This window comes from Sphingopyxis sp. USTB-05, assembly GCF_023822045.1.
Lineage (GTDB): Bacteria > Pseudomonadota > Alphaproteobacteria > Sphingomonadales > Sphingomonadaceae > Sphingopyxis.
Window position 1 is genome coordinate 69,029 of record NZ_CP084712.1, and the last position, 25,284, is coordinate 94,312.

Genomic DNA, 25,284 nt, shown 5'->3' on the forward strand with positions numbered 1-25,284 from the left:
TGCGCGACAGCCGGCAATGGGGGTGGTGAGCTGCCGCTGCCCTCTTTGGATATCGCCCGGCTGGATCCGCGATCGGGTCGGCGCAAGGAGAGCGCCATCTTCCAAAGTTCAGGGAAGTTCAGCCCTATGAGCGCTCCCATTTGCAAGTCGCGGAGTGCTGGATATGTGCGGCACGTCCGATCATGGTCGCACCCGCAAGCCGGGCCGCGACCGCTTTTTTGTTCGCCGAATGAAAGCTGGCACGGCCGGATAATGTAGGAAAGACCTATTTGAAGGCGATGTTTGTTTTGGGGTGGGAAGCGGGCGATCGGCCACCCACTTCCGTCATCCCGGGCTTGACCCGGGATCCCGCTTTTTGAAGGCACGGGCACGTTTCACGAAATAGCGGGACCCCGGATCAAGTCCGGGGTGACGACGAAAGATAGGTCGGCTTTCGGCCGAAAACGGTCGAGTCCGTCCTACGCAGCCATTGCGAAAGGCTGAATTTCCCCGGCCAGATATTGCGCGCGCGCTTTCGACCGGCTGAGTTTGCCCGAACTGGTGCGGGGCAATGTGCGCGGCGGGATCAGCTCGATCAGGCAATTCATGCCCGTGATCGCGCGGACGCGTTCGCGGATGGTCTCGCGCAGCGCGAGGCGTTCGGCCTCGTCGCTGGTGCGGCACTGGACGAGCACGGCGGGGGTTTCCTCGCCGCCCGGCGCGGTGATCGCAAAGGCCGCGATGTCGCCCGATTTGAAGCCCGGCAATTGTTCGACCGCCCACTCGATATCCTGCGGCCAGTGATTCTTGCCGTTGATGATGATCATGTCCTTGGCGCGGCCGACGATGTAGATATAGCCGTCTGACAAATAACCCATATCGCCGGTGTCGAGCCAGCCGTCCTTCATGCAGGCGGCCGTCGATTCGGGATCGCGGAAATAGCCGGTCATCAGCGACGGCCCGGTGCACCACACCTTGCCGACCGTCTGGTCGGGCAGTACGCCCCCCGCCTCGTCGCGAACCTCGATCACCATGTCGCGCGCGGCGCGGCCGCAGTTCACGATCGCGCGATAACGCGTCGGGCGGCCCGAATCATTCGCAGCCCCCGACAATTCGGTTTCCTCGACCAGTTCGACGACAATGCCCTCACCCGGGGGCATGATGCTGACGGCGAGCGTCGCTTCGGCGAGGCCATAGCTTGGCAGGAAGGCGCTGGCCTTGAAGCCCGCGTCGGCAAAGGCGTCGACGAAGCTCTGCATCACGTCGGGGCGGATCATGTCGGCGCCATTGCCCGCGACGCGCCAGCGCGACAGGTCGAAACGGTCGGCGACATGCGTCTGGCTCGACACGCGGCGCGCGCAAATATCGTAGCCGAAGGTCGGCGAATAGCTGAGCGTCGTGCCCTCGTTACGGCTGATCAGGTCGAGCCAGGCGAGCGGACGGCGGGCAAAATCCTCGGTCTTGAGGTAATCGACCGACACCTGGTTGGCGACGGGCGAGAGCAGGCAGCCGACAAGGCCCATGTCGTGATACCAGGGCAGCCAACTGATGCAGCGGTCGCTGTCCTCAAGCTTCATGCCGTGGCTATGCGCGGCGAGATTGTTGAGCAGCGCGGCGTGGGTGACCGCGACGCCATGCGGGAAGCGGGTCGAGCCGCTGCTGTACTGGAGATAGCAGGTCTCGTCCGACTTCTGCTCGGGAAGCGTTGTCACCGGTGCCGGCTTCTTTTCGAACTCGCTCCAGTCGATGGGCTTCACGCCTTCCTTTTCCGCCGCTTCGATCGCCATCGCGGCGATTTCGGGCGGGAAGAACAGCATCGTCGGGTCGCAGCTCGAAAGCTGGACGACGAGCTGGCCGACATAGGAATCGCGTCCGCCGAAGCTGGTCGGCAGCGGCAGCGGCACCGGCCAGGCGCCGGCATAGATGGTGCCGAAGAAGAGCGCGGCGAACTCGGCACCGGTCTCGGCAATCAGCGCGATACGGTCGCCGGGCTTCACGCCAGCGGCGATCAGGCGATAGGCGGTGGCGAGCGAATCGGCCTTGAGTTCGCTGTACGGATAGGGTCGCACAAGACGCCCACGCGGATCGTGGAAATTGAGCCCGCGCGTGCCCGCGGCGGCATAGTCGAGCGCTTCACCGACGGTGGCGAAGTCCGAAAAGCGGCGCGGCTGGGCGCAAAGGGTGGGCGTCGACGTCAGTTCGTCGGCCGGTGTTTCGATGATATCGGTCATAGGGGGTGCGACATCCCGTGAAACGGGCCGCGCGGCAACAAGCATGTCATCTTTTGAAGCCATAGTACCGTGCGCGAGCCCTGTGTTGTTAGAACAATCGCCCATTTCCGGGCGTTATGGCCCGATATGGCGGTGTTGATCGTTCTCAATCAGGCCCGACTGTGGCACAAACATGGCATATGGCCAACCGCCGCCCCTCATCCGACCGATCGAAAAGGCCCCTCGGCGCAGCCAAGCTTGACGAACTGGCGCTTGCCTATGTCGCGCGATTCGCGACCAGCAGGGCCAAATTGACGCGCTATCTGGCAAGAAAAATCCGCGAATCCGAATGGATAGACGATGTTGACGCCATGACGGCGTGCGAGTCGATCGCCGACCGGATGGAGCAATTGCGATATCTCGACGACCGCCAATATGCCGCAATGCGGGCGGGCGCGATGACGCGGCGCGGGCTGGGCGTACAGCGGGTCAAAGCGCAGCTTTTTGTCGACGGAATTGCCGAAGAGGACAGCGGCGAGGCGATCGAGACGGCCGAAGGCGCCGCGGTGGCGGCGGCAGTCGGCTTTGCACGTCGACGGCGGTTCGGACCCTTTGCCGTCCGCGCGTCCGACGATCCCAAGCAGCGCGAGCGGCAAATGGGCGCCTTTTTGCGCGCGGGGCACAGCATGACGATCGCGCGCCGTATCCTCTCCGTGGCGCCGGGGGACGAGGCCGGGCTGGCAGCGCTGGACGATGAAGCAGCGCTCGATTAGGTCGGGCGCAATTCATTCGGGATGAGGATTTGCCGATGCGCGCCATATTGACCGCCCTTGCCCTGTCGCTCGCTCTGCCGATGATGGCATGCAGCAAGGATGCAAGCGAGAATGCGAGCGCCGCAACGATCCCTTTGACGATCACGTCAAAAGGGACGGCGCATAAATTCAACGTCGAAGTCGCGCGCACCGATGAAGAGCAGGATCGCGGGCTGATGTTCCGCACCAGCCTGCCCGCCGACGGCGGCATGATCTTTCCGTTCGCGAAACCGCGTATCGGCAGCTTCTGGATGAAGAACACGCTGATCCCGCTGGATATGCTCTTCATTCGCGCTGACGGCAGCATCGACCGGATCGCCGAAAATACGATCCCCGAATCGCTCGAACCGGTGGTGAGCGGCGGCGAGGTTTCGGCGGTGCTCGAACTTGCGGGCGGCACGGCGGCGCGGCTCGGGATCGACGAGACGGCAAAGGTGACGTGGACGGATTGAGCCATCCCCGTTTCCGTTCGCCCTGAGCTTGTCGAAGGGCGGTCCTTTTCCTGTCGAGGTCGAAGGCAAGTGCGGTCCTTCGACAAGCTCAGGACAAACGGACAAAGGGGAAGCGCTATGCCGCTTTGGCGCTTGCGCGACCGCGCTGCTTGGCTGTAAACGCCACGCCATGAGCATCTTGGGCAAGATTTTTACCTGGTGGGACGGTGCGACCGTCGGCACCCTGCTGAATAGCTGGAGCACCGGCACGAAGGTGGGCGAGGACAGCCTCGGCAACCGCTATTTCCGCGCCAAAAAGGGCAGCCGTCGCTGGGTGATCTACAATGGATCGAACGACGCGAGCCGCGTGCCGCCCGAATGGCACGGCTGGCTGCACGGCACGTTCGACGAACTCCCGACCGATATCCTCCCCGCGCCGCGCGCGTGGGAAAAGGAACCGACCCCGAATCTGACCGGCAGCACGGGCGCCTATCGCCCCGCCGGGGCGCTCGAACGCGGCGGCCAGCGTGCCGCTGCGACCGGCGATTATGAGGCCTGGCGGCCCGGCGCCGAGTGAAGCGTAGCGTGCCGCGCCAGATTTCGACTGCGCTGATCGCGCTTCTGGCCGCGACCGCGCTGACCGCCTGCGACCGGACACCGTCGAAACCGGGAGGCAGCACCACGGTCCCGACCGTCGCCAAATCCGAACGCGTGCCGCAGGAAGTCGGCGGCATAGAGGGCGCGACGCCGATGGCCGAGCGCGTCGCCGTCGTCGGCCTGCTCAACAAGCGTAACGGCCTGGTTCGCGAGCTTGAGATGAAGCCCGGTGAAACGGCGCGGGTTGGACGCGCGATCGTCCGGTTGCGCGCCTGCGAGCAAACCGCGCCGTGGGAAGACCCGCCCGAAACGGGCGCGTTCGTACAGTTGACGGTCCAGGATCAACGCGACGACAAATGGCGCCGCGTCTTTTCAGGCTGGATTTTTCGCGAGCGGCCCGACCGCAACGTGATCCAGCACCCGATCTATGACGTCTTTGTCAAAAGCTGCGCAATGACATATCCGGGGGGCGAACCCGTTGCGCGTTCGGCGCCCAAATCGGGCGCCGCCGCCGCGCCCAAGGCGTCGAGTGCGCCCCAGTCCCCGGCGACGAACGGCGGCGAGGGCACTGCGCCGCCCGTGGCGCCGCCCGTCGTCCCGGCGCCGGCACCCAAGGCGGCGCCGTCGCCGCCAGCCAACACCGAATAAAGCCGCGCGAGATAGTCGGCCTGGCGGATTTCGATCGCGCCGAGGCTGGCGAGATGCGGCGTGATGAACTGGCAGTCGAGCAATCGCCACCCGCCGGCGATGAGCCGCGCGACGAGGTGCGCGAGTGCGACCTTCGATGCGTCGCGCGCGCGGCTGACCATCGATTCGCCGAAAAAGGCGCGGCCGAGCGACACGCCGTAGAGGCCGCCCGCGAGCTCGCCATCGAGCCAGCATTCGACGCTATGCGCATGACCAATCTGGAACAGGCGGTCATAGCTCGCCTTGATCACGGGGTTGATCCACGTCGTCGGCCGGTCGTCGGCGGGCTGCGCGCACAGCGCGACCATGTCGGAAAAGGCGGTGTCGGTCGTCACGCGGAAGCGGTCCGACACGATCACCTTTTTCAGGCTGTGCGACAGGTGAAAGCCATCCAGGGGCAGGATTGCGCGCAGCCGCGGTTCGACCCAATGGACCGACGGGTCGTCCGCCCCGTCGGCCATCGGAAAAATGCCCTGCGCATAGGCGCTGAGCAACAGCGCCGGGTCTATGGATTCGAAGTGTTTCAGCTCGCGGGCTTCACGAATTTCAGCGTCATCCGGTCCGATTCGCCGATTGCGATATATTTCGCGCGATCGGTCTCGCCTTCGGTCAGGTTCGGCGGCAGCGTCCAGACGCCCTTGGGGTAATCCTTGGTATCTTTCGGATTGGCGTTGATCTCGCTCTCGCCCGCAAGCTTGAAGCCCGCGGCTTCGGCAAAGGCGACGATCGAGCTTTTCTTCATATAGCCCGACTTTTCTTCCTTCGCGCTGTCGTCGCTTTCGTTGAGCCGATGCTCGACGACGCCCAGCGTGCCGCCGGGTTTGAGCATCGCGAAGATCTGCTTGAAGGCCGCAGCGGTATTGTCGGTGCCGTCGAAGCGCCAGTTGTGGACGTTGCGAAAGGTCAGCACGACATCGGCGCTGCCATCGGGGACCTTTGGATTGGTACCCGCATTCGGGAATTCGGCCAGCTTCACCGCGCCATAGACTTCGGCATTCTCGGCCTGCTTCGCTTTGACACGGTTGAGACCGCGTTCCCACGGCGCCGCGACATAGAGCGTGCCGCTGCCCGACTTTGCAAGCGGGGCGAGAATCTCTGTGTACCAGCCGCCGCCGGGCCAAAGCTCCACCACCGTGTCGCCGGGCTTCACGCCAAAGAAGGCAAGCGTTTCGGCGGGGTGGCGATATTTGTCGCGCGGCGTGTTCGTTGCCGAGCGGGTGGGGGCTGCCACGGCGGCGGCGATCGCGTCATGCGCCTTGTGGGCGGCGTGGGCATCATGCTGCATCGCGGCAGCGGGAACGGCGATCAGGGCGGCAGCACTTGCAACCAGTAACAGGGAACGCATATGGGCACCTCTCTCCAGGGGAAGGCCCTGTTTGCGAAGGGATGCGCGGCAATGCAAGTGTCGATGCTGTCAGTCGGGATCGGTGCCGCGATCCTGTTCGGCGTTGCCGAGGTTGCGAGCTGGCGCCGCAACAACCGGCGCGACGTCGATAATGTCGGATTCATGCCGTGGCGCGGCATCGCGCTGGGCTCCGCCGCCGTCGCGCTGTTCGCGACGGCATTCTGGCTAAGCGGCAGATAAGGTCAGAGACAGGCCTCGAGATAGGGCTGGTCGAAGCCGTATTGGCGGGCCTTTTCCAGGGTATAGGGGCGCAGGCCCATCGCGCGATATTCGCCGACGATCTTGCCGTCCTTGTCCTCGTCGAGATATTCGAACTTGAAGAGTTCCTGGGTGACGATGACGTCGCCTTCCATGCCGATCACTTCGGTAACGTTGGTGACGCGGCGCGAACCGTCGCGCAGGCGCTTGATCTGGACGATCAGGTCGACCGAGTCGGCGATCTGCTTCGAAATCGCTTCCTTCGGAATCTTGATGTCGCCCATCAGCACCATATTTTCCATACGGCCGAGGCATTCGCGCGGGCTGTTGCTGTGGAGCGTACACATCGACCCGTCGTGACCCGTGTTCATCGCGGCGAGAAGGTCGAAGCACTCCGCGCCGCGAACTTCGCCCATGATGATGCGGTCGGGACGCATACGCAGCGCGTTCTTCACAAGGTCGCCCATGTGGATCGCACCATTGCCTTCAAGGTTCGCCGGGCGCGTTTCGAGCGGCAGCCAGTGCGGCTGCTGCAGACGGAGTTCGGCGGCGTCTTCGATCGTCAGCACGCGTTCGCCGGGGTCGATCATCTTCGACAGCGCGTTGAGCATCGTCGTCTTACCCGAACCCGTACCGCCCGAGATGACGATGTTGAAACGGCTCGCGCCCGCGATCTTCAGCGCGGTGCACATCTTTTGGCTCATCGCGCCCCACTGGCACAGCATGTCGAGCGTAATCGGCTTGGCCGAGAATTTACGAATCGAGATTGCGGTGCCGCGCAGGGATAGCGGCGGTACGATCACGTTAACGCGGCTGCCGTCCTTCAAACGGGCGTCGGCAAGCGGGGTGGTCTGGTCGACGCGGCGGCCGACCATGTTGCAGATCCGCTGCGCGATCTGGAACAGATGCTGTTCGTCGCGGAACTGGATCGGCGCGATGACCAACTGGCCCTTGCGCTCGACATATGTCTGGTAGGGCCCGTTGACCATGATGTCGCTGATGTCCGGGTCCGACAGCAGTTCCTCGAGCGGACCGAAGCCGAGCAATTCGTCGACGAGTACCTTTTCGAGCGCAAACTGTTCGCGGCGGTTGAGCGTGATGCGCAGTTCGGCGAGCACCTCAAGGATGATCGGGCGGAATTCCTCGGTGAGTTCTTCCTTGTTAAGCGTCGCGGCCGCTTCGGGGTCGACGCGTTCGAGCAGGCGCGGCAGCACCTGTTCCTTGATCTTGTGGACGCTGGCCTCGAATCCTTGCGCCTTTTCGGGTTCCGCCATTTCGGCGGTCGACCGCTGGTTGAGCCGTTCCATCGCCTCTTCTTCGGGCGTCATGTTCGACGGCATCTGCGGGATTTCGACCGGGGTGTCGATCGCGGGGAACTGCGAGCCGCCGGGCACGCCGGGGCCAGTCTGCATCGGCTTCGCGACGCCAAAGGCGGGGCGGCCAGCGGTTCCGGGGCGGCGTCCGAATGCACTCATCCGTTTTATCCTGCTTCCATATCTTTCAGGAGCATCGCTGCCAGTGCAAACGAACCCCCATCCGACACGGTGAATAAATCGGAAACTTTGACATTGTCCTAATGCGCCGGGCGATTGTGAATGCGGCTTATGGGCACGGCAAAGGGTTCACGCGGAGACGCGGAGAAGAAAAATTGGCGGCTTTTGCCGCCTTTCATCATATTGCTGAGATCTCTGTGCCTCTGCGCGAACCTGATCCTCCGCGTCTCCGCGTGAGCAGAATAGCTACGGCCTCGGCGTCTCTCTGCGCGAATTTTTCTCGTCCCATCGCGAACGCATAAAAAAAAGCCCGCATCCGAAGAGGATGCGGGCTTTTGATCGCCGTGGACGGCGGAAGCAATTAGCTTGCGATATGCTCGGCGAGGACGGTCAGGCCGGCTTCGTTAACCTCGGCAAAGCCGCCTTCGACTTCGATCACCTCGGGCGCTGCGCCCGCGGTTGCATAGATCGTCAGCGGGCCGTTGCGCAGCGTCGCCATGAAGGGCGCGTGGCCTTCGAGCACCGAGAAATCGCCCTCGGTCCCCGGCACGGTGACCATATGGACGTCGGCGGTCCGCTCTAGGCGGGCGGGGGTGACGAGTTCGAACTTCAGAGCCATGATATGTCCTTAAACCCCTCCCCACGGGGGAGGGGTGTAGGTGTGTTACGCGTCTTCGGCGAGCTTCGCGGCCTTGGCGACCGCTTCGTCGATGCCGCCGACCATGTAGAAGGCCGCTTCGGGAAGGTGGTCATACTCGCCGTCGACGACTGCCTTGAACGACTTCACCGTGTCTTCGATCGCCACGAACTTGCCGGGGATGTTGGTGAAAACTTCGGCGACGTGGAACGGCTGCGACAGGAAGCGCTGGATCTTGCGCGCGCGGGCAACGACCAGCTTATCTTCTTCGCTGAGCTCGTCCATGCCGAGAATTGCGATGATGTCCTGAAGCGACTTGTACTTCTGCAGCGTTTCCTGAACGCGGCGGGCGGTTTCATAATGTTCCTGCCCGACGATCGCGGCGGTCAGAACGCGCGAGGTCGAGTCGAGCGGATCGACCGCCGGATAGATGCCGAGTTCCGAAATCGCGCGGTTGAGCGTCGTCGTCGCGTCCAAGTGAGCGAAGGAGGTTGCCGGCGCAGGGTCGGTAAGGTCATCCGCGGGAACGTAAATGGCCTGCACCGAGGTGATCGAACCCTTGTTGGTCGAGGTGATGCGTTCCTGCAGCGCGCCCATGTCGGTCGACAGGGTCGGCTGGTAACCCACAGCCGAAGGAATACGGCCGAGCAGTGCCGACACTTCCGAACCCGCCTGGGTGAAGCGGAAGATGTTGTCGACGAAGAAGAGCACGTCCTGGCCTTCCTGATCGCGGAAATATTCGGCGATCGTCAGACCCGAGAGCGCAACGCGAGCGCGGGCGCCCGGGGGTTCGTTCATCTGGCCGAACACCAGCGCAACCTTCGATCCCTCGGGGGTCGGATTGCCGTCGGCGTCCTTGGCGATAACGCCGGCGTCGAGGAATTCGTGATAGAGATCGTTGCCTTCGCGGGTGCGTTCACCGACGCCCGCGAACACCGACGTACCACCATGGCCCTTGGCGATGTTGTTGATCAGTTCCTGAATGAGAACCGTCTTGCCGACGCCCGCGCCGCCGAACAGGCCGATCTTGCCGCCCTTTGCGTAGGGGGCGATCAGGTCGATGACCTTGATGCCGGTGACGAGGATGCTCGTTTCGGTCGACTGGTCGACGAATTCCGGAGCCTTGGCGTGGATCGGCGCGACGCTGACGGCGTTCACCGGGCCCTGTTCGTCGATCGGCTCGCCGATGACGTTGAGGATGCGGCCGAGCGTCTGCGGGCCGACGGGGACCGAGATCTGCGCGCCGGTGTCGGTCACGGGCTGGCCGCGGGTCAGGCCGTCGGTCGCGTCCATCGCGATCGTGCGGACGGTGTTTTCACCGAGGTGCTGGGCGACTTCGAGGACAAGGCGGTTGCCGTTGTTGTCGGTTTCGAGCGCGTTCAGAATCGCGGGCAGCGTGCCGGTGAACTGGACGTCGACGACGGCGCCGATGACCTGTGCGATGCGGCCCGTGGCGGTGCCGGTGCTTGCAGCCTTGGGAGCGGCGGCCTTTTTGGGCGCAGCAGCCTTGGGCGCGGCGGCCTTCTTGGCAGGAGCCTTCTTTTCAGCGGGAGCGGTAGCCATTGGTTTCTTCCTTGCTTGGATAGCTTACAGCGCTTCGGCGCCGGCAATGATTTCGATGAGTTCGGTGGTGATCGCCGCCTGACGCGTGCGGTTGTAAACGATGGTCAGCTTGTTGATCAGGTCGCCTGCGTTGCGCGTCGCATTGTCCATCGCGGTCATCGACGCACCCTGTTCGGACGCGGCGTTTTCAAGGAGGCCCTTGAAGATCTGGATCGTGATGTTGCGCGGCAAGAGGTCGGCGAGGATCGCTTCCTCGTCGGGCTCATATTCGACCGCGGCGCCGCTCGACGCCGGAACATCGACGGGGGCGGGAACGGGGATCAACTGCTGGCCGGTCGCTTCCTGAAGAAGCGCCGAGCGGAACTTCGAATAGAAGAGATGCGCGACGTCGAACGCGCCGGCTTCGTACAGTTCCATCACCTTTGCCGAGACGTCGTGCGCCTGTTCGAAGCCGATGTCGCGGATGCCGGTCGTTTCATATTGTTCGACGATCTGGCCGGCGAACAGGCGTGCGATCACCGGACGACCCTTGCGGCCGATCAGGTAGAAGATGACCTTCTTGCCCTGGGCCTGCAGGTCGAGCGCCTTGTCGCGCGCCGCCTTGACGATGTTCGAGTTGAACGCGCCGGCAAGGCCGCGGTCGCTGTTGAGCACGACGAGCAGGTGCGTGTCGCTCTTGCCGGTGCCGGCGAGCAACTGCGGCGCGCTGTCCGACCCGCCGACCTTCGACGCGAGGCTGGCGACGACGCCTTCGAGACGCTCCGCGTAAGGACGCGCAGCCTCGGCCGCGGCCTGCGCCTTGCGAAGCTTGGCGGCCGCGACCATTTTCTTGGCCTTGGTGATCTTCTGGGTCGACTTGACCGAGACGATGCGCCCTTTGAGTTCCTTCAACGAAGCCATTTAAGCCCCTCTTTGCGTCCCGGCCGAGCCGGGATGCGGAAAGCGATTAAGCGAAGATCTTGGCGAAGGCGTCGAGCGCCGCGACCAGACCCTTTTTGGCGTCGTCGCCAAGGTCCTTGGTGTCACGGATCGCGGTCAGCACATCGGCATGGTCGCTGCGCAGATAGGCAAGCATCGCCTGTTCATAACGCGACACGTCGGTCGTCGCGACATTGTCGAGATAGCCGTTGGTGCCGGCGAAGATCGACGCGGTCTGCTCTTCGAACGGCATCGGCTGGAACTGCGGCTGCTTCAGCAGCTGCGTCAGGCGCGAGCCGCGGTTGAGCAGCTTCTGCGTCGACGCGTCGAGGTCCGAACCGAACTGCGCAAAGGCTTCCATTTCGCGATACTGCGCGAGTTCGAGCTTGATCGAACCCGACACCTTCTTCATCGCCTTGGTCTGCGCGGCCGAGCCGACGCGCGACACCGACAGGCCGACGTTGATCGCGGGACGGATACCGGCGTTGAACAGGTTGGTTTCGAGGAAGATCTGGCCGTCGGTGATCGAAATCACGTTGGTCGGGATGTACGCCGAAACGTCGCCCGCCTGCGTTTCAATGATCGGCAGCGCGGTGAGCGAACCCGAACCATTGTCGCTGTTCATCTTTGCAGCGCGCTCGAGCAGGCGGCTGTGGAGATAGAAAACGTCGCCCGGATAGGCTTCGCGGCCCGGCGGGCGGCGGAGCAGCAGCGACATCTGGCGATAGGCGACGGCCTGCTTCGAAAGATCGTCATAGACGATCACGGCATGCATGCCGTTGTCGCGGAAGAATTCGCCCATGGTGCAGCCGGTGTAGGGTGCGAGGAACTGCAGCGGAGCGGGCTCCGAAGCGGTCGCGGCGACGACGATCGAATATTCCATCGCGCCGTTTTCTTCGAGCTGGCGGACGATCTGCGCGACGGTCGAGCGCTTCTGACCGACGGCGACGTAGATGCAATAGAGCTTCTTCGATTCGTCGGTGCCGGCGTTCGCCTGCTTCTGGTTGATGAAGGTGTCGATCGCGACGGCGGTCTTGCCGGTCTGGCGGTCACCGATGATCAGTTCGCGCTGGCCGCGGCCGACGGGGACGAGGGCGTCGAGCGCCTTCAGGCCGGTCTGGACGGGTTCGTGAACCGAGGTGCGCGGGATGATGCCCGGTGCCTTCACTTCAACGCGCATGCGCTTGTCGGCCTTGATCGGGCCCTTGCCGTCGATCGGATTGCCGAGGCCATCGACGACGCGGCCGAGAAGGCCCTTGCCGACGGGGACGTCCACGATCGTGCCGGTGCGCTTGACGGTGTCGCCTTCCTTGATCTCGGCGTCGCTGCCGAAGATCACGATACCGACGTTGTCGGCTTCGAGGTTGAGCGCCATGCCCTGCACGCCGTTGGCGAATTCGACCATTTCACCGGCCTGGACGTTGTCGAGGCCGTGGACGCGGGCGATGCCGTCGCCGACCGAGAGCACCGAACCGATTTCGCTGACCGTGGCGTCGGTCCCGAAATTGGCGATCTGGTCCTTGATGACCTTGCTGATTTCAGCGGCGCGGATTTCCATTGTTTAGCCTTTCATCGCCTGTGCGAAGCTATTGAGACGGGTACGGATGCTGCCGTCGATCAGCTGGCTGCCCAGCTGGACGACGAGGCCGCCGAGAATGGCGGGGTCGACGGTCGTCGCGACGGTGACGTCGCGGCCGACACGGGATTTGAGGTTCGCGGTCAGCGCCTTGACCTGCTCGGCAGTGAGCGGGTGGGCGCTGGTGACCTTGGCGGTCACTTCGCCGCGGTGATCGGCGACGATCGCGTCAAAGGCGTCGATCATCTTCGGCAGGTCGGCGAGCCGACGATTCTCGGCAAGCACGCCGAGGAACTTGGCAGTCAGCGAATCGAGCTTCAGCGCCTTGGCGACCGCGGCGATGGCGTTCGCGGCGTCGGTGCGGCCGACGACCGGGCTGGCGATCAGCGCCGACAGGTCGGCCGAATCGGCAAGACCGGCCTTGAGCGTTGCGAGGCTCTTGGCCACCGCGTCGATCGCGCTCGATTCGCGGGCCAGATCGAACAGCGCGCTGGCATAGCGGCCCGCGAGGCCCGCCGTGATGTTGCCTTGAATGCCGCCGGAATTCTCCACGCGCGAAAGTCCTTTTCTACGATCCCGAGGGGGATGGTTGCGCGGATTTTTGATGACATCCGAAAATGCCCCCGCTGCAAAGTCGGGGCGCGCGTAGCAACGATTTTGCTGCAATGCAAGGCGGGGCTTGGGGAATGGCGGGCTTCCCCACAGCCCCCGGCCCCGAGCTTGTCGAAGGGCCGTTCTTTCTTCAAAGGTCGTAAGAGCGAAGAACGGTGCTTCGACAAGCTCGGCACGAACGGAAGAGGGGGAGGCGCATGGGCGAGATGATCCGGATGACAATGGACGATGAGGCCGAAATCGCCGTCTATCATGCGCGGCCAGAGGGCGCACGTCGCGGCGGGCTGGTGCTGATCCAGGAAATCTTCGGGGTCACCGATCATATCCGCGACCTGTGCGACGAATATGCCGCCGACGGTTATGAGGTGCTCGCGCCCGCGCTGTTCGACCGCGAGCATCCGGGGTTCGAGAGCGACTATTCGGGGCCGCAGTTCGAACGCGCGGTTCAACTGGCGCGCGAACTGCACCCCTTCGAGCAAAGCCTGAAGGACGCGCAGACATGTATCGACGCGTTGAAGGGGCAAGGCCCGGTATTCATCACCGGCTATTGCTATGGCGGCTCGGTCGCGTGGCGGATGGCGCAGCTCAGCCCCGACCTTGCCGCGGCGTCGGCCTATTACGGCAGCCTCGTTCCCACCCAGTTCGCCGATCAGGCGCCGCGATGCGCGACCATCGCCCATTTCGGCCGCTATGACGCGGGCATCCCGATGGAAGGCGTCGACGCGCTGATCGCCAGGCAGCACCCGACCGCGCAGATCTTCGTCTATGATGCCAACCACGGTTTCAACAGCGACCGCCGCAAGGATTATCATGAGGCGTCGAGCGAGCTGGCGCGCGAGCGCACGCTGATGCTGTTCAAAGCATGCGGCGCATGAGGTGCGGGCTCGCGGCGTTGGCGATCTAATCGACACTGGCGCGGTTCGTCGCCATCGCAGGTGTCGCTCGTGCGCTCATGGGCGTGCTGCCCTGAACGGCTAACGCGATTTCAACCTCTCGGCCGCATCCTTTCGCCGGGAGGACCGCCATGTCTTTGCTTGCCGTGCTGTTGTTGCTGGTCTCGGGGACCAGTTTCGATATCGATCCGGCGTACAGGCCGGTGAAGGACCAGCTTGCCGACGCGCGCGCGGGGCGGCTCCAGTGTCACGACCCCGACACAGCCGCGCGGACCTGCCGCATCATGACCTGGTTCAGCGAAGGCGCCGGAGGCAAGGTGCAGGTGCGCCAGCTTACCGCGCTCAGCGACAGCCCTTCGCTTGCGGCCGAGCTGCGCATGACGGCGACGCGCGAAGGGGACGCGCTCTGCGGGGTCGTCAACGATGCCTATATGGCGGGCTTTCGCATCGTCAGCGGCCGCGCGCCTTATCCGGCCGCCGACAACAAGCGCTATGCGATCCTTTATCGCGATGAACTTGTCGCGACGCTGTGGAACCGCAAAACCTGTGCTTATGCCTATGCGCGGCCGGACGATCCGCTGCATCTTGAGGTCGGCACGGTCGACGGCGAGTTTGCCGGCGAGATGATGAGCAATTATATCTGGATCGGCGCGAACGCCGGTTACCGCCTCAAGGCGCGGTCGCCGGCTTGACCGCCGCACCGCTCGCCGGCTGGCAGCGATAGACGAGCCGCTCGTTCGGGCTGGCGGGCAGCGCGCTGCGGATCGCATCCTGTTGCGCCGCAAGTCCTGCGAGCTCGTCGGAGTTGGCGGTGCAGCTCTTGAGTGTGATCGCCGCGCGCGTTTCGCGCGCTTTCGTCATCGTTTCAGCATCGAGCAAATAGCGTTCGACGCGATAGTCGCGTCCGGCCGAATCGATCGAGGCGACGGTGACGGTCGCTTCTTCGTTGGGCACGAGGATGCGCTGCCAGCGGTCGTCGGCACCCTGCGTATATTGGGTGCGGCCGTTGACGCAGCCGCCCTTGCCGATCGAGATCGGAACGTCGGTCGTCGCGGATACGGTGATGCGGCTGCGGTCGGGCCGGATCGTGCAGAGGAGATTCCCCTGCGCGAGCGTGGGCGCCGTCGTGCCTGTCGTCTTGGCGGCTTCTTCGGCGATTTCGGCGTGCGCGTCGGGACGCGTCACGAACAATATCGCGGCCCCGAGCACCAGCACCGCGCCCGCGCCGCCCGCGATCTTCGCGTTTCGCAGGTTCTTCTGGTTATAGAACATCAGGCCGGCACCCCCGGCGAGTGCCCCGATCACGAACAGCACGCCGGCGAGCGCGATACGATTTTCGCGCGAAGCGAGCGCGTCTTCCTCGGCGCGCGCCTGCTTAAGTTCGCGGTCGAGCCGCGCTGCGGCTTCCTTTGCGGCGTTGGCCTGTTCGCTGGCGCGCGCTTCGGCGTCGATCGCCGCGCGGTCGCGCGCGTCGGCTTCTGCCATCGACAGGCATGGCGTGCCGATGCTGGCATATTCCTGCCCTGCGTCGGTCAGGAAACGCGTCAGTTCGCGGCCGGCAATCGCAAAGGCAAAGGGTGAATCGCCGTCGTCGGCGCGCGTGATCGCGGTGTTGATCCCGGTGATGCGCCCGCACTGGTCGACGAGCGGACCGCCCGAATTGCCGCGCGAAATTTTCGCGGTGTGGATCAGCATCGCGACCCCGTCGACCGATTGCATATTAGACATATTGCCTTCGCTGCGCGTCGGCGTGCGCGGAGTGATATAGTCGTTGGCGCTGCGCGCGGTCGCAAGGTCGACATTGCCGGGATAACCCAAAGCCACGACGTCGGCGCCCGAATCGAGCGGCCCGGTGTAGATTGCGGCCGCGGGCAGGCGGCCTTCGGTGATCTCGACGAGCGCGAGGTCGCGCGCGGTGTCGATCGCGATCAGCTTGCCGGCGAAGCTCTTTTTGCCTTCGGACGGGACGACGCCCAGCGCGACATCGCCGGGATATTTGGCGGCCGATTCGACGACATGCGCGTTGGTGACGATCCGCGTCGGCGAGATTGCGATGCCGCTGCCATGGCCGAAGCCGACCACCTCGCCGTCGACCATCGCGACGGTGACCACGCGCACGACGCTGCGCGACGCGGCGCTGATATCGTCGGCGGCGCGGGCCGGGATCGACAATGGCAGGGTGAGGGCAAAGAGGGCGAGCAGCAGCGCAAGAAGGCGGGTCATGGCGCGCACACTAGTCAGCCCGGAAGCGAAGGCAAGCGCGGCTAGATATATGGCCCCCACATCACCATCCACGCGCCCGCGCTGCCCGCGAGGATGACAAGGCCGCTGACGCCGAGCAGTGCGGCGGTGGCCTGCCGCGCGAGCGGCGTCCCGCGCGCCCCGGCGCGGAGATAGATTTCGGCGATCGCGAGCGGCAGCAGCGAATTGGCGAAAGCGAGAAACAGGTCGAACGGACCGTCCATCGCCTTGCCGATCCCGGCGCCGCCGGTCGCGAGCCCCCACGCCATATAGCCGACACGCATGAACCAGACCGCGCTTGCGACAGCGAACAGGCGGATCGCCCATCGGCGATGATCGGCAAACTGCCGGTGACGCGCCGCCTGCCATGCGAGCGCGGTGAAGCCCGTGATCAAAAGCGCGTCGAGTGTGATGCCGATCGCGCCGATATAATTCAGCCAGGTTCCGCGGCCCCACGTCATCCACAGCCCGCCAAGTGCGAGCGCCAGCGCACACAGCATATAGAGACGGCCGTTCCAGCGATGGATTGCGGGGCGGCGGGCCCGGACGGCGGGGACGAGTTGGACGAGACCGCCGAAAGTGATGACGGCCGCGAGCAGGACATGCAGCGCAAAGAAGAGGTTGCCGGCGGTGTCGCCCGCCACAAAGCCCTTGATGATCGGCTTGTCGTTCCATGCCGCAAAATTACCGGTGAGCGTCGGCGGATAATAATAAAGCAGGATGAAGGCGACGAAGAGCAATTGTCCGGCGGCGATGGCGAGATAGCAGAACGTCGCGCTGCGCCCGAGCCAGTCGTTGCGGCGTGCGGGCCGTGCGGGTGCGAATGATGCGTCGATGGTGGCCATGGTGGATTTCCCGATATGCCGCCGAAGAGTGCGCCCTTCGCCATGGTGAGTCAATGATATAATACAGTAACACACTGAGGCCGGAATGTTTGAACGCAAGCATCGGGACGCGGCGCGAATCGCGCCGTGGCAGGAATATTCCGACAGCCGAGAAAGGATGTTCCGATGACATATTCGATCCGGGGGCTGGACCCCGAACCCTTTGCCCCGCTTTTCAGGCTCGACGATGCGGGCCTTGCCGCGATCAACGCGCGCCGAGTCACGGCGACCGCCGATCGCGGCTTTCCGTGCCGCATCAGCCTTGAGGATGCAAAGGCGGGCGAAGCGCTGATCCTCCTCCATCACACCAGCCACGATGTCGAAACGCCGTATCGCAGCGCCTATGCGATCTATGTTCGGCCCGGAGTCGAGGCGGCGAGTTACCGTGGCGAACTGCCGCCGGTGTTTGAGGGGCGCCCGCTCGCGCTCCGCGCTTTCGATGCCGACGGAATGCTGCGGACCGCGCGGCTTGCGGGGCCGGGTGAGGCCGATGGGGCGATCCGCGACCTGTTCGCCGACACCGCCATTTCCTATATCGACGCCCATAATGCCGCGCATGGCTGTTTCGCGGCGCGAATCGAAAGGGACGCAGCATGAGCGCCGACCTGATGACCGACGACGATCGCTGGGCGGCGGTTCTGCGCCGCGATCGCGCACTCGACGGGCGTTTCGTCACCGGCGTGCTGACGACCGGCATCTATTGCCGGCCGAGCTGCGCGGCGCGGCATCCTTTGCGTGATAATGTCCGCTTCTACGCCGACGGTGTGGCCGCGCGCGCGACGGGCCTGCGCCCGTGCAAGCGCTGCCTGCCCGACGATGTCGCGCGCGACGAGGGCGCGGTGCTGGCGGCGATCCAGGCGATCAAGGCGAGCGAGGAACCGCTCGCGCTTGGCGATCTGGCGAGCCGCACCGGCTATTCGCCGACGCATTTCCAACGCGTCTTCACGCGCCACACCGGGCTGTCGCCTGCCGCCTATGCGCGTGCGCTGCGCGAGGAGCGCGCGCGGCAGGCGCTGAGCGATGGCACGCGGGTGACCGATGCGATCTATGACGCGGGCTTTTCGGGGCCGTCGCGCTTCTATCGGAATATGGAGGGCCGTATGGGGATGACGGCGTCGGCGTGGGTGAACGGCGGCAAGGGCGCGACGATCCATTGGGCGGTTGTGCCGACCAGCCTCGGCGCGATGCTCGTCGCCGCGACCGAGAAAGGTGTTTGCCGCCTGAGTTTCGACGAGGGACGCGAGGCGCTCGAGGAGCGTTTTCCCGCGGCGAGCCTGATCGAAGGCGGCGAAGAGTTCGAAGCCTTGCTGAAACAGGTCGTCGACGCGGTCGAGGCGCCGGTGAACGGCTTCGACCATATCCCGATCGACGTGAAGGGCACCGCCTTTCAGGAGGCGGTGTGGCGCGAACTCAGGAAGATTCCGACGGGTGAGACGCGCAGCTATGCCGACATCGCCGCCGCCGTCGGCAAACCCAAAGCGGTGCGCGCGGCGGGCAGCGCGAATGGCGCGAACAATGTCGCGGTGCTGATCCCGTGCCACCGCGTCGTGCGAAGCGACGGAACGCTCGGCGGCTATGCCTATGGCCTGCCGATCAAGGAAGAATTGCTGAAGCGCGAAGGGCGCTGAGCGAATATGGCGCCGGGCAGCGTCCGATGCGGCCCGGCGCCATTTGGCGACGCAATGATGCGGTCAGATTTCGTCCTTGTCCTGGTCCGCGAAAATGCTTGCCATCGTGGTGCGCGCCGCTTCGATCTGACCGGCGTCGATTTCGTCGACCACCTTGGCGACCTTGTTCGCCTTTTCCTGCTTGTGGCTGGAAAAGGCGAGCGGTGCGAGAACCGACCGCGCCAGCTTGCCCTTGTTTTCATCGAGCAACTGGCGGGCGAGAAGCATACGATAGCCATCGTCGTAAGACGAATATTCGAACACGCTTTCCAGCGCGATGATCGCCGGTTCCGGAATGGGCTCCTTCGCGTCGTAATAGGACATATAATGGCCGATCGCGGCGCGCGGGTCCTTGGGATCGAGCCGATACGCTTCGGCGAACCACTTGCGTGCCGAGGCATAGAGAGCCGGATTCTTTTCCTCCTTGGCGCGGGTCATGAACAGGCCGCCCATCAGGATCTGCGCGTCTTCGGATTGCGGATCGAGCGCGATCGCGCGCTTCAACGCCGTTTCGGCTTTCGCGAACTCCTTCGCATCGACATAGGCCTCGCCGGCCGCCAACTGTACGGGCAGGCTGTCGGGATATTTCGCATCCAGACCGTCGACCTCGTTCGCGACAGTGCGTGCCTGACGTTCGGAGACCCCGCGCTGGGTGCGGATATGCGCCTTGATGATGGCTTCCTCGGCCGGTGTCAGGCGCCGGACATCGACTTTCGGCGCGACATAATTGACCGGCTTGACGTCGAGCGTCGGAAAGGGCCCGCTTTTGTACTTGCGAAGTTCGCCCTGCAACTTGTCGAGATCGCCGAACACGCGCTGCGCTGCGGTCAGGCTGTCTTCGCCCGCGTTCAGCGCTTTCAGATATTGCGCGAGCTGCCCCTGCCGCGCCTTGTTGAAGTTCAGATAATGCGCGATCATCCAGCCGAACGAATAGGACTGGAAATATTCCTGCCCGTCGAGCCGCTTCTTGTGATCGAACAAGCGCGTCAGCCGGATGCCAGGCAGCTCGAACAGATCGTCTCCGCGGTGTTGCGGGACGTTGCCGACCCGGAAGGCGCCATTGTCGAGCAGCTCGAGCGTGCCATAGAGTTCGGCAAAGCCTTCGACATACCAATGCGGATAGGCGGTGCTGAATTTCTGCAGCATGAAGTGATGCACATATTCGTGGAACAATATGCCCTCGGCCGTCAGCGCGGTTTTCTGGTTGATTTCGCGCTGGTCGAGATGGCGGCTGAAACGGTCGCGCTGTTCCTCGACCGCCGGAACGAACGATACGGCGGCACCCGCTCGCGGGATGTAAAAGCCCGCTACGCCGGCGCTGCCGGCAAGGCGACCGATGTCGTCGATACCGCCGAAACGATAGACGCGAACCTTGTTCGACGGACCGATATCGGGCCCCGGTATCGGAAGCCCCTGCATATAGCGCAACGCGTTGTCGAACCGTTCAAGTCGCGTCGCAAAACGCTCGACGTCTTCCTTCGTACTTTCGGACGTGATGATGAAATGGCTTGTCTCGGCTTCCCACCATTCGGCGTGGGCCGTGCTGCTCAAGGCAACGAGCGCGACGACAAGGCCGCCGCGCAACGCGGTTCTCAGAAATGCGATCATTTGTTTTCCCCGGTAAATTTTCGCGGGGCGACTATATCAACCGTATCCGATGCTTCAACCGTCTGAGATTCGCCGTTTATCGCCCTTTTGACCGGGCCTCGCCGAGGAGAAGAGAGAATGACCGACAAGATTGCCGCCTTCCGCGCGTTGCACGTTCCGGGCGATCCGCTGATCCTCGTAAATATTTGGGACGCGGGAAGCGCGAAGGCCGTCGCGGGTGCGGGCGCGAAGGCGATCGCCACGGGCAGCTTCGGCGTCGCCGGAGCGCAGGGCCGCGCCGATGGCGAGGATTTTCCGCTCGACGAGGCGCTGGAAAATCTCGATCGCATATTGTCGGTCACCGACCTGCCGGTCACGATCGACATGGAGGCGGGCTATGGCGCCGATCCAGCCGCGGTCGGCGTTTCGGTCGGCCGCGCGAGGGCCGCGGGTGCCGCGGGGATCAATATGGAAGACCGGTTGCCCGGTGCGACCGCGCTGCTCCCCGTCGACGAAGCCGTCGCGCGTTATAGCGCCGCGGCCGGCACCGGCATTTTCGTCAATGCGCGCTGCGATACGTTTCGCGGGGCCGATGCGGCGAAGGATGGCGACGCGCTCGTCGCCGCGACGCTGGAGCGCGCGCGCGCCTATGCCGACGCGGGAGCGGGCTCGCTATTCGTCCCCTTCCTGCTCGATCCGAAATGCATCGGTGCGATTTGCGATGCATCGCCGCTCCCGGTGAACATCCTGCGCGGCAAGGGCGGGCCGACGCACAAGGAACTCGCGAACCTCGGCGTCGCGCGGATCAGCCATGGGCACCAGCCCTGGGCGGCGGCAATGGCCTGGCTGGCTGCACAGGCGGCGCAGGTGATGGGCGGCGCCGAACCCGATTATTGACGGTCAGTCGGCATCCTCGTCGGGGGTGGGGTCCTCCCTGTCGCCGGCGCGGCGGTCGCGCATCGCCTCGAGCCGCGCGAGCATCGCGTCGCCGCGGCCGTTGTCGTGCGGGTCGAAAGCGACAGTCTTCGCCAGTCGCAGCGCCCGGTCGAACTCGCCAGTGTTCGCGAGTGCGAAGGCATAGGCGACGCGCATCTCGATATTTTCGGGCGTCAGGGTGAAAGCGCGTTCGAGCGCCTTGATCGCCATTTCGCCAGGCCGTTTTCCCTCGGCCAGAAAACTGTCGAAATAGGCATAGAGCGGTACGGCGTCGTCGGGGTCGGTGCGATTGGCGAGCAGGATCGGCTTTCGCGCGTCGCGCCAGGCTGCGGGGTCATCCTCACCCTTTTCGCGCAGTTGATACAGCTTGAGCCGCCCGAGCAGCACATTGGCGCGGACATGGTCGGGCTTTGCCGCGAGCACCTTGTCAAGCGCGGCCTGTATCGCTGCAAGGTCGCGCTCGTCCTTTTCCATGTCCCATTCGGCGGCCGCGAGTTCGAATTGCGCTTCGGCATTGGCGGGCTGCGCGGCGGCAAGCTTGCGCAGCGCGTCGCGCGCCTTCGTCAGCCGCGCGGCGTCGCCGCTCGCGTTCAGCCGTTCAAGCCGGGGCATGATGACGGCGTCCTCGTCGGCCGACAGCGGTGTGATCTTGATATTGGTCGAAATGGGAACCGCGTCGCGAGTGGTGCCGTAGCTGAGCTTTTCCTCGATATATCGGTTGAGCTCCTTGTCGAGCGCAGCCAGATCGCCGAATGCACCGATCGCCGCCTGCTTCGGTTCGGTGCCGGCGTTGATTGCTTCGGTATAGGCGTCCATCTGGCCTTTCCGCGCCGCACTGTGGAAGAGCATGTGGGTGAGTATCCATGCGCGGCCGTAATAGACGTCGATTTGTCCGCCGTTGCGCATTGTGAGCGGCTGTTCCAGCAACAGTTTTTCCGCCGGAATTTTTGGCATTCGCAGTAGGCCATAGGCGCGGCGAGAGACCAGTTGCCCGATCACCGCCCGGCCCTGCTTGTCGAAATCGACAGTCGAATAATATTCGGCGAAACCCTCGATGAGCCACGCTGGAAACGCCGCGCGGAAGTGCCGCTTCATGAAATGGTGGCTATATTCGTGGAACAACATCTGCTGCGATTCCGATGTGCCGATGGCGGGGCTGGAGCCGTTCTGGCGAAACGACATGGCAAAGCTGCCGTCGCGGTCCTGCCGGTAAAAGCCCGCGATCGAGCTGCGGCTCGATCCGCTTGCCAGTTCCGCGACATCATTGGCGGCCGGCACCAGATAGATCGGTAGCTTGCTTTCTTCCCCGGTCGCCGTGATCTTGAACAAGATGCGCAATGTAGTGTCGAACCGCTGCAGATTCTGCGCGAAGTCGCGGAGCGATTTCTCGCTGCCCTCGCTATAGATGATGAAGCTGTCAGTATCCGCGCGCAACCATTTGGCCTCGGCCGTTCCGATTATTGCGATCATCGCGATCCCGGCCAGCAAGACAAAACCGATTTTCTTCATTCTGCGCCCCGCATCGAAATTTGTGGGGATGCTGCCAGTGCGTTCGATTACAGTAAAGCCCTGTTACGCTTAAACAAAGCTATATGGATCAATATCTATCGCCAGCCGCGCTTTCGATGACCAATCGACGCTGTTCACCCACTCGCGGATCGTACCTTGCAGGTCGAAGCTGCGCGGAGCGTGGAGCAACAGGCGGAAGCGGTGGCGGCCGCGCAGCATCGCGAGCGGGGCGGGGGCGGGGCCGTAAACTGCGAGACCTTCGGCAACCGGCGCCTTCTGCCCCAGCCGCTGCGCTTGCCCGCGCGCAACCTCGATATCCTCCGACGAGATAACGAGCGCGGCGAAGCGGCCATAGGGCGGCGCGCCCGCGAATTTTCGCGCCGCGGCTTCTGCCGAATAGAAGCCGTCGCGGTCGTTGGCGACGAGTGCGGCCATCACTGGCGCCTCCGGCACGCGCGTCTGGATCAGCACTTCGCCGGGCTTCACCCCGCGCCCGGCGCGGCCTGCAACCTGTGCGATCTGCTGAAAGGTGCGTTCGGAGGCGCGCAGATCGCCGCCGTCGAGCCCGAGGTCGGCGTCGACCACTCCGACGAGCGTCAGATTGGGGAAATGATAGCCCTTGGTGACGAGCTGGGTCCCGATGATGATGTCGACCAGCCCGCCCTCGACATTGTCGACGAATTCGGCCGCCTTCGCGGGCGACCATAGCGTGTCCGAGGTCACGATGGCGGTTCGGGCTTCGGGAAAGCGCAGCGCGACTTCGTCGGCGACGCGCTCGACGCCGGGGCCGCAGGCGACGAGGCTGTCTTCATCCTCGCATTCGGGACACAGCCGCGGCGGCGGCATGACATGACCGCAATGATGGCAGGCGAGGCGATGGACGAGGCGGTGCTCGACCATCCATGCGGTGCAGTTCGGGCACTGGATACGGTGGCCGCAAGTGCGGCACAGCGTCAGCGGCGCGAAGCCGCGGCGGTTCAGGAACAGCAGGCTTTGCTCGCCCTTCGCAAGCCGGTCGGCAAGCGCGTCGACGAGCGGCGGAGCGAGCCAGCGGCCGCGGTCGGGCGGGTCCTGCCGCATGTCGATCGCGGCGAGATCGGGCAATGTCGCGCCGCCGAAGCGCGCGGGGAGGACGATATGGCGATAGCGCCCCGCCTCGACCATCGCGAGGCTTTCGAGCGCGGGGGTCGCGCTGGCGAGGATCACCGGCAGCCCCTCGAAATGCCCGCGCATCACCGCGACGTCGCGCGCGTGATAATGGACGCCGTCTTCCTGCTTGAAGCTGGTTTCATGCGCTTCGTCGACGACGATGACGCCGAGATTGGCATAGGGGAGAAACAGCGCCGAGCGGGCGCCGATGACGATGCGTGCGTCGCCGCCGGCAATCGCGTGCCAGGCGCGGCGCCGTTCCGCCGAGCGGAGGCCGCTGTGCCAGCCGACGGGCTCGCAGCCGAAGCGCGCGGCGAAGCGGGTGAGCATCGGTTCGGTGAGTGCGATTTCGGGGAGCAGGACGAGCGCTTGCTTGCCCGCATCCAATGCGGCGGCGATCGCCTCCATATAGACTTCGGTCTTGCCCGACCCGGTGACGCCGTCGAGCAGCAATGTCTCGAATTTCTCGGCGGTCACGGCATCCTTGAGCTGCCCTGCTGCGGCACGTTGTTCGTCCGAAAGGTCTGGCGGGGCAAAGGCGGGATCGGGCTCGGGATAGGGCGCATCGGCCGAGACCGCGACGGCTTCGAGCGCGCCGCTGTTGATCAGCCCGCGAATCACCGCATCGCTGACGTCGGCGAGCGCGGCGAGTTCGCGCACCATGCCCTGCCGGTCGCCGATCGCCTCGATCGCGACGATGCGCTGCGGCGTCATCCGCGTGGGGAGTTCGCCGGTGGCGCGATATTCGACGATCGGGCGCCGCGCATCGGCAAAGGCGACGCCGGGCAGCACCATCCTCAGCACTGCGCCGGGCGGTGCGAGATAATAGTCGCTCGTCCATTCGACGAGGCGGCGGAGCGGCGCGGGCACCGGCGGGACGGGCACGACTTCGTAGAGATTGCGCAACCGGTTGTCGCCCACCGCCTCGGGCGCGCCGAAGCTGGCGTCCTCCCACACGACCCCGCCAAGTCGCCGCGGGCCGAGAGGTGCAACGACGACGCTGCCGAGCGGCGCTTCGCTTTCGCGCGGGACGCGATAGTCGAGCGGGCCGAGAGCGGCAGTAAGAAGGAGGACGCGGGCGCGGGTCATGGGCTGCGCACGATATAGGGCGGCGGGGGAAATAGGAAAGCGGTGCGGTGGGCGATGACGGCAAGCGACCGCAGGCTGCCCCATTCTTTCGTCGTCACCCCGGACTTGATCCGGGGTCCCGCTTGATGTCGAAGGCGGTCGATGCTGAAGAAAAGCGGGATCCCGGGTCAAGCCCGGGATGACGGAAGTGGGGTAACGCAACGGCAACTCC

At 64.5% G+C, this 25,284-nt stretch carries 23 protein-coding genes and 1 pseudogene; 10 read left to right on the forward strand and 14 right to left on the reverse strand.

Annotation, left to right across the window (positions count from 1 at the left end; translation table 11 throughout):
* Nucleotides 1-458: 458 nt before the first annotated feature.
* The gene (locus KEC45_RS00280; protein WP_062185253.1) at nucleotides 459-2,210 is read right to left on the reverse strand and encodes a fatty acyl-AMP ligase; all 1,752 of its coding nucleotides are present in this window, start codon (nucleotides 2,208-2,210) and stop codon (nucleotides 459-461) included.
* A 179-nt stretch (nucleotides 2,211-2,389) separates the two neighbouring features.
* On the opposite strand from KEC45_RS00280, the gene KEC45_RS00285 reads away from it, so the two are divergent.
* From KEC45_RS00285 to KEC45_RS00300, 4 genes and pseudogenes are all read left to right on the forward strand, one after another.
* The gene (locus KEC45_RS00285) at nucleotides 2,390-2,962 is read left to right on the forward strand and encodes a RecX family transcriptional regulator (protein ID WP_252171303.1); all 573 of its coding nucleotides are present in this window, start codon (nucleotides 2,390-2,392) and stop codon (nucleotides 2,960-2,962) included.
* Between the two features lie 35 nt (nucleotides 2,963-2,997).
* Nucleotides 2,998-3,453, forward strand: a complete 456-nt coding sequence (locus tag KEC45_RS00290) for a DUF192 domain-containing protein (RefSeq protein WP_062185247.1) — start codon at nucleotides 2,998-3,000, stop codon at nucleotides 3,451-3,453.
* Nucleotides 3,454-3,622: 169 nt separating this feature from the next.
* Complete coding sequence (locus KEC45_RS00295; protein WP_062185244.1) at nucleotides 3,623-4,009, forward strand: NADH:ubiquinone oxidoreductase subunit NDUFA12; 387 nt, start codon at nucleotides 3,623-3,625, stop codon at nucleotides 4,007-4,009.
* A 239-nt stretch (nucleotides 4,010-4,248) separates the two neighbouring features.
* A pseudogene (locus tag KEC45_RS00300) lies at nucleotides 4,249-4,419 on the forward strand (DUF2155 domain-containing protein); the annotation flags it as partial.
* 35 nt (nucleotides 4,420-4,454) lie between these two features.
* Here the strand turns inward: KEC45_RS00300 and aat are convergent.
* Both aat and KEC45_RS00310 read right to left on the reverse strand, forming a co-directional pair.
* Nucleotides 4,455-5,177, reverse strand: coding sequence for a leucyl/phenylalanyl-tRNA--protein transferase (aat, locus tag KEC45_RS00305; protein ID WP_238586755.1), 723 nt, complete (start codon nucleotides 5,175-5,177; stop codon nucleotides 4,455-4,457).
* A 62-nt stretch (nucleotides 5,178-5,239) separates the two neighbouring features.
* Nucleotides 5,240-6,061: a class I SAM-dependent methyltransferase gene (locus KEC45_RS00310; protein ID WP_062185241.1), complete on the reverse strand. Its 822-nt coding sequence runs from the start codon at nucleotides 6,059-6,061 to the stop codon at nucleotides 5,240-5,242.
* A 51-nt stretch (nucleotides 6,062-6,112) separates the two neighbouring features.
* Between KEC45_RS00310 and KEC45_RS00315 the strand changes: the two genes are divergently transcribed.
* Complete coding sequence (locus KEC45_RS00315) at nucleotides 6,113-6,301, forward strand: hypothetical protein (protein ID WP_152682477.1); 189 nt, start codon at nucleotides 6,113-6,115, stop codon at nucleotides 6,299-6,301.
* A gap of 2 nt (nucleotides 6,302-6,303) precedes the next feature.
* Here the strand turns inward: KEC45_RS00315 and KEC45_RS00320 are convergent, their stop codons facing one another.
* From KEC45_RS00320 to KEC45_RS00345, 6 genes are all read right to left on the reverse strand, one after another.
* Complete coding sequence (locus tag KEC45_RS00320) at nucleotides 6,304-7,794, reverse strand: CpaF family protein (protein WP_062185238.1); 1,491 nt, start codon at nucleotides 7,792-7,794, stop codon at nucleotides 6,304-6,306.
* A 379-nt stretch (nucleotides 7,795-8,173) separates the two neighbouring features.
* Nucleotides 8,174-8,431 carry an ATP synthase F1 subunit epsilon gene (locus KEC45_RS00325; RefSeq protein WP_037513563.1) on the reverse strand — a complete coding sequence of 86 codons (258 nt, stop codon included), beginning with the start codon at nucleotides 8,429-8,431 and terminating at the stop codon, nucleotides 8,174-8,176.
* Between the two features lie 45 nt (nucleotides 8,432-8,476).
* Complete coding sequence (gene atpD / locus KEC45_RS00330) at nucleotides 8,477-10,012, reverse strand: F0F1 ATP synthase subunit beta (RefSeq protein WP_238586754.1); 1,536 nt, start codon at nucleotides 10,010-10,012, stop codon at nucleotides 8,477-8,479.
* Nucleotides 10,013-10,036: 24 nt separating this feature from the next.
* A complete protein-coding gene (locus KEC45_RS00335) occupies nucleotides 10,037-10,912 on the reverse strand; it encodes a F0F1 ATP synthase subunit gamma (protein WP_062185237.1) in 876 nt (291 codons plus the stop codon).
* Between the two features lie 46 nt (nucleotides 10,913-10,958).
* Entirely contained in the window at nucleotides 10,959-12,488 is a 1,530-nt protein-coding gene (gene atpA, locus KEC45_RS00340; protein WP_062185234.1) for a F0F1 ATP synthase subunit alpha, read from the reverse strand.
* Nucleotides 12,489-12,491: 3 nt separating this feature from the next.
* Entirely contained in the window at nucleotides 12,492-13,058 is a 567-nt protein-coding gene (locus KEC45_RS00345; protein WP_062185231.1) for a F0F1 ATP synthase subunit delta, read from the reverse strand.
* Between the two features lie 257 nt (nucleotides 13,059-13,315).
* Between KEC45_RS00345 and KEC45_RS00350 the strand changes: the two genes are divergently transcribed.
* Nucleotides 13,316-13,993, forward strand: a complete 678-nt coding sequence (locus KEC45_RS00350) for a dienelactone hydrolase family protein (RefSeq protein WP_062185229.1) — start codon at nucleotides 13,316-13,318, stop codon at nucleotides 13,991-13,993.
* A gap of 149 nt (nucleotides 13,994-14,142) precedes the next feature.
* A complete protein-coding gene (locus KEC45_RS00355) occupies nucleotides 14,143-14,703 on the forward strand; it encodes a hypothetical protein (protein WP_152682476.1) in 561 nt (186 codons plus the stop codon).
* Here the strand turns inward: KEC45_RS00355 and KEC45_RS00360 are convergent.
* Both KEC45_RS00360 and KEC45_RS00365 read right to left on the reverse strand, forming a co-directional pair.
* Nucleotides 14,681-16,234, reverse strand: coding sequence for a S1C family serine protease (locus tag KEC45_RS00360; protein ID WP_062185224.1), 1,554 nt, complete (start codon nucleotides 16,232-16,234; stop codon nucleotides 14,681-14,683). The genes KEC45_RS00355 and KEC45_RS00360 overlap by 23 nt on opposite strands.
* A 41-nt stretch (nucleotides 16,235-16,275) precedes the next feature.
* The gene (locus tag KEC45_RS00365) at nucleotides 16,276-17,097 is read right to left on the reverse strand and encodes a DUF2306 domain-containing protein (protein WP_062185221.1); all 822 of its coding nucleotides are present in this window, start codon (nucleotides 17,095-17,097) and stop codon (nucleotides 16,276-16,278) included.
* A gap of 165 nt (nucleotides 17,098-17,262) precedes the next feature.
* Between KEC45_RS00365 and KEC45_RS00370 the strand changes: the two genes are divergently transcribed.
* Nucleotides 17,263-17,733: a DUF1203 domain-containing protein gene (locus KEC45_RS00370; protein WP_062185218.1), complete on the forward strand. Its 471-nt coding sequence runs from the start codon at nucleotides 17,263-17,265 to the stop codon at nucleotides 17,731-17,733.
* Nucleotides 17,730-18,764, forward strand: coding sequence for a bifunctional DNA-binding transcriptional regulator/O6-methylguanine-DNA methyltransferase Ada (gene ada, locus KEC45_RS00375; protein WP_252171304.1), 1,035 nt, complete (start codon nucleotides 17,730-17,732; stop codon nucleotides 18,762-18,764). Before KEC45_RS00370 ends, ada begins: the two co-directional genes overlap by 4 nt.
* 63 nt (nucleotides 18,765-18,827) lie before the next feature.
* On the opposite strand, the gene KEC45_RS00380 is transcribed toward ada, so the two are convergent.
* A complete protein-coding gene (locus tag KEC45_RS00380) occupies nucleotides 18,828-20,411 on the reverse strand; it encodes a tetratricopeptide repeat protein (protein ID WP_062185216.1) in 1,584 nt (527 codons plus the stop codon).
* A gap of 117 nt (nucleotides 20,412-20,528) precedes the next feature.
* Here KEC45_RS00380 and KEC45_RS00385 point away from each other — a divergent pair, with 117 nt between their 5' ends.
* Nucleotides 20,529-21,287, forward strand: a complete 759-nt coding sequence (locus KEC45_RS00385; RefSeq protein WP_062185212.1) for an isocitrate lyase/phosphoenolpyruvate mutase family protein — start codon at nucleotides 20,529-20,531, stop codon at nucleotides 21,285-21,287.
* 3 nt (nucleotides 21,288-21,290) lie between these two features.
* Here KEC45_RS00385 and KEC45_RS00390 read toward each other — a convergent pair whose 3' ends face one another.
* Together KEC45_RS00390 and KEC45_RS00395 are read right to left on the reverse strand one after the other, a co-directional pair.
* Nucleotides 21,291-22,835: a tetratricopeptide repeat protein gene (locus tag KEC45_RS00390; protein ID WP_252171305.1), complete on the reverse strand. Its 1,545-nt coding sequence runs from the start codon at nucleotides 22,833-22,835 to the stop codon at nucleotides 21,291-21,293.
* A 69-nt stretch (nucleotides 22,836-22,904) separates the two neighbouring features.
* Nucleotides 22,905-25,073, reverse strand: coding sequence for a primosomal protein N' (locus KEC45_RS00395; RefSeq protein WP_062185206.1), 2,169 nt, complete (start codon nucleotides 25,071-25,073; stop codon nucleotides 22,905-22,907).
* Nucleotides 25,074-25,284: the final 211 nt, after the last annotated feature.

Bases quoted from the DNA above. Each gene is read 5' to 3' on its own strand.
- KEC45_RS00320 (WP_062185238.1), bottom strand. From the start codon at position 7,794: ATGAGTGCATTCGGACGCCGCCCCGGAACCGCTGGCCGCCCCGCCTTT.
- KEC45_RS00285 (WP_252171303.1), top strand. From the start codon at position 2,390: ATGGCCAACCGCCGCCCCTCATCCGACCGATCGAAAAGGCCCCTCGGC.
- KEC45_RS00385 (WP_062185212.1), top strand. From the start codon at position 20,529: ATGACCGACAAGATTGCCGCCTTCCGCGCGTTGCACGTTCCGGGCGAT.
- KEC45_RS00310 (WP_062185241.1), bottom strand. From the start codon at position 6,061: ATGCGTTCCCTGTTACTGGTTGCAAGTGCTGCCGCCCTGATCGCCGTT.
- atpD (WP_238586754.1), bottom strand. From the start codon at position 10,012: ATGGCTACCGCTCCCGCTGAAAAGAAGGCTCCTGCCAAGAAGGCCGCC.
- KEC45_RS00290 (WP_062185247.1), top strand. From the start codon at position 2,998: ATGCGCGCCATATTGACCGCCCTTGCCCTGTCGCTCGCTCTGCCGATG.
- KEC45_RS00350 (WP_062185229.1), top strand. From the start codon at position 13,316: ATGGGCGAGATGATCCGGATGACAATGGACGATGAGGCCGAAATCGCC.
- KEC45_RS00335 (WP_062185237.1), bottom strand. From the start codon at position 10,912: ATGGCTTCGTTGAAGGAACTCAAAGGGCGCATCGTCTCGGTCAAGTCG.
- KEC45_RS00395 (WP_062185206.1), bottom strand. From the start codon at position 25,073: ATGACCCGCGCCCGCGTCCTCCTTCTTACTGCCGCTCTCGGCCCGCTC.
- ada (WP_252171304.1), top strand. From the start codon at position 17,730: ATGAGCGCCGACCTGATGACCGACGACGATCGCTGGGCGGCGGTTCTG.
- KEC45_RS00380 (WP_062185216.1), bottom strand. From the start codon at position 20,411: ATGATCGCATTTCTGAGAACCGCGTTGCGCGGCGGCCTTGTCGTCGCG.
- atpA (WP_062185234.1), bottom strand. From the start codon at position 12,488: ATGGAAATCCGCGCCGCTGAAATCAGCAAGGTCATCAAGGACCAGATC.
- KEC45_RS00355 (WP_152682476.1), top strand. From the start codon at position 14,143: ATGTCTTTGCTTGCCGTGCTGTTGTTGCTGGTCTCGGGGACCAGTTTC.
- KEC45_RS00370 (WP_062185218.1), top strand. From the start codon at position 17,263: ATGACATATTCGATCCGGGGGCTGGACCCCGAACCCTTTGCCCCGCTT.
- KEC45_RS00315 (WP_152682477.1), top strand. From the start codon at position 6,113: ATGCAAGTGTCGATGCTGTCAGTCGGGATCGGTGCCGCGATCCTGTTC.
- KEC45_RS00295 (WP_062185244.1), top strand. From the start codon at position 3,623: ATGAGCATCTTGGGCAAGATTTTTACCTGGTGGGACGGTGCGACCGTC.
- KEC45_RS00325 (WP_037513563.1), bottom strand. From the start codon at position 8,431: ATGGCTCTGAAGTTCGAACTCGTCACCCCCGCCCGCCTAGAGCGGACC.
- aat (WP_238586755.1), bottom strand. From the start codon at position 5,177: ATGGCCGACGGGGCGGACGACCCGTCGGTCCATTGGGTCGAACCGCGG.
- KEC45_RS00360 (WP_062185224.1), bottom strand. From the start codon at position 16,234: ATGACCCGCCTTCTTGCGCTGCTGCTCGCCCTCTTTGCCCTCACCCTG.
- KEC45_RS00280 (WP_062185253.1), bottom strand. From the start codon at position 2,210: ATGACCGATATCATCGAAACACCGGCCGACGAACTGACGTCGACGCCC.
- KEC45_RS00390 (WP_252171305.1), bottom strand. From the start codon at position 22,835: ATGAAGAAAATCGGTTTTGTCTTGCTGGCCGGGATCGCGATGATCGCA.
- KEC45_RS00365 (WP_062185221.1), bottom strand. From the start codon at position 17,097: ATGGCCACCATCGACGCATCATTCGCACCCGCACGGCCCGCACGCCGC.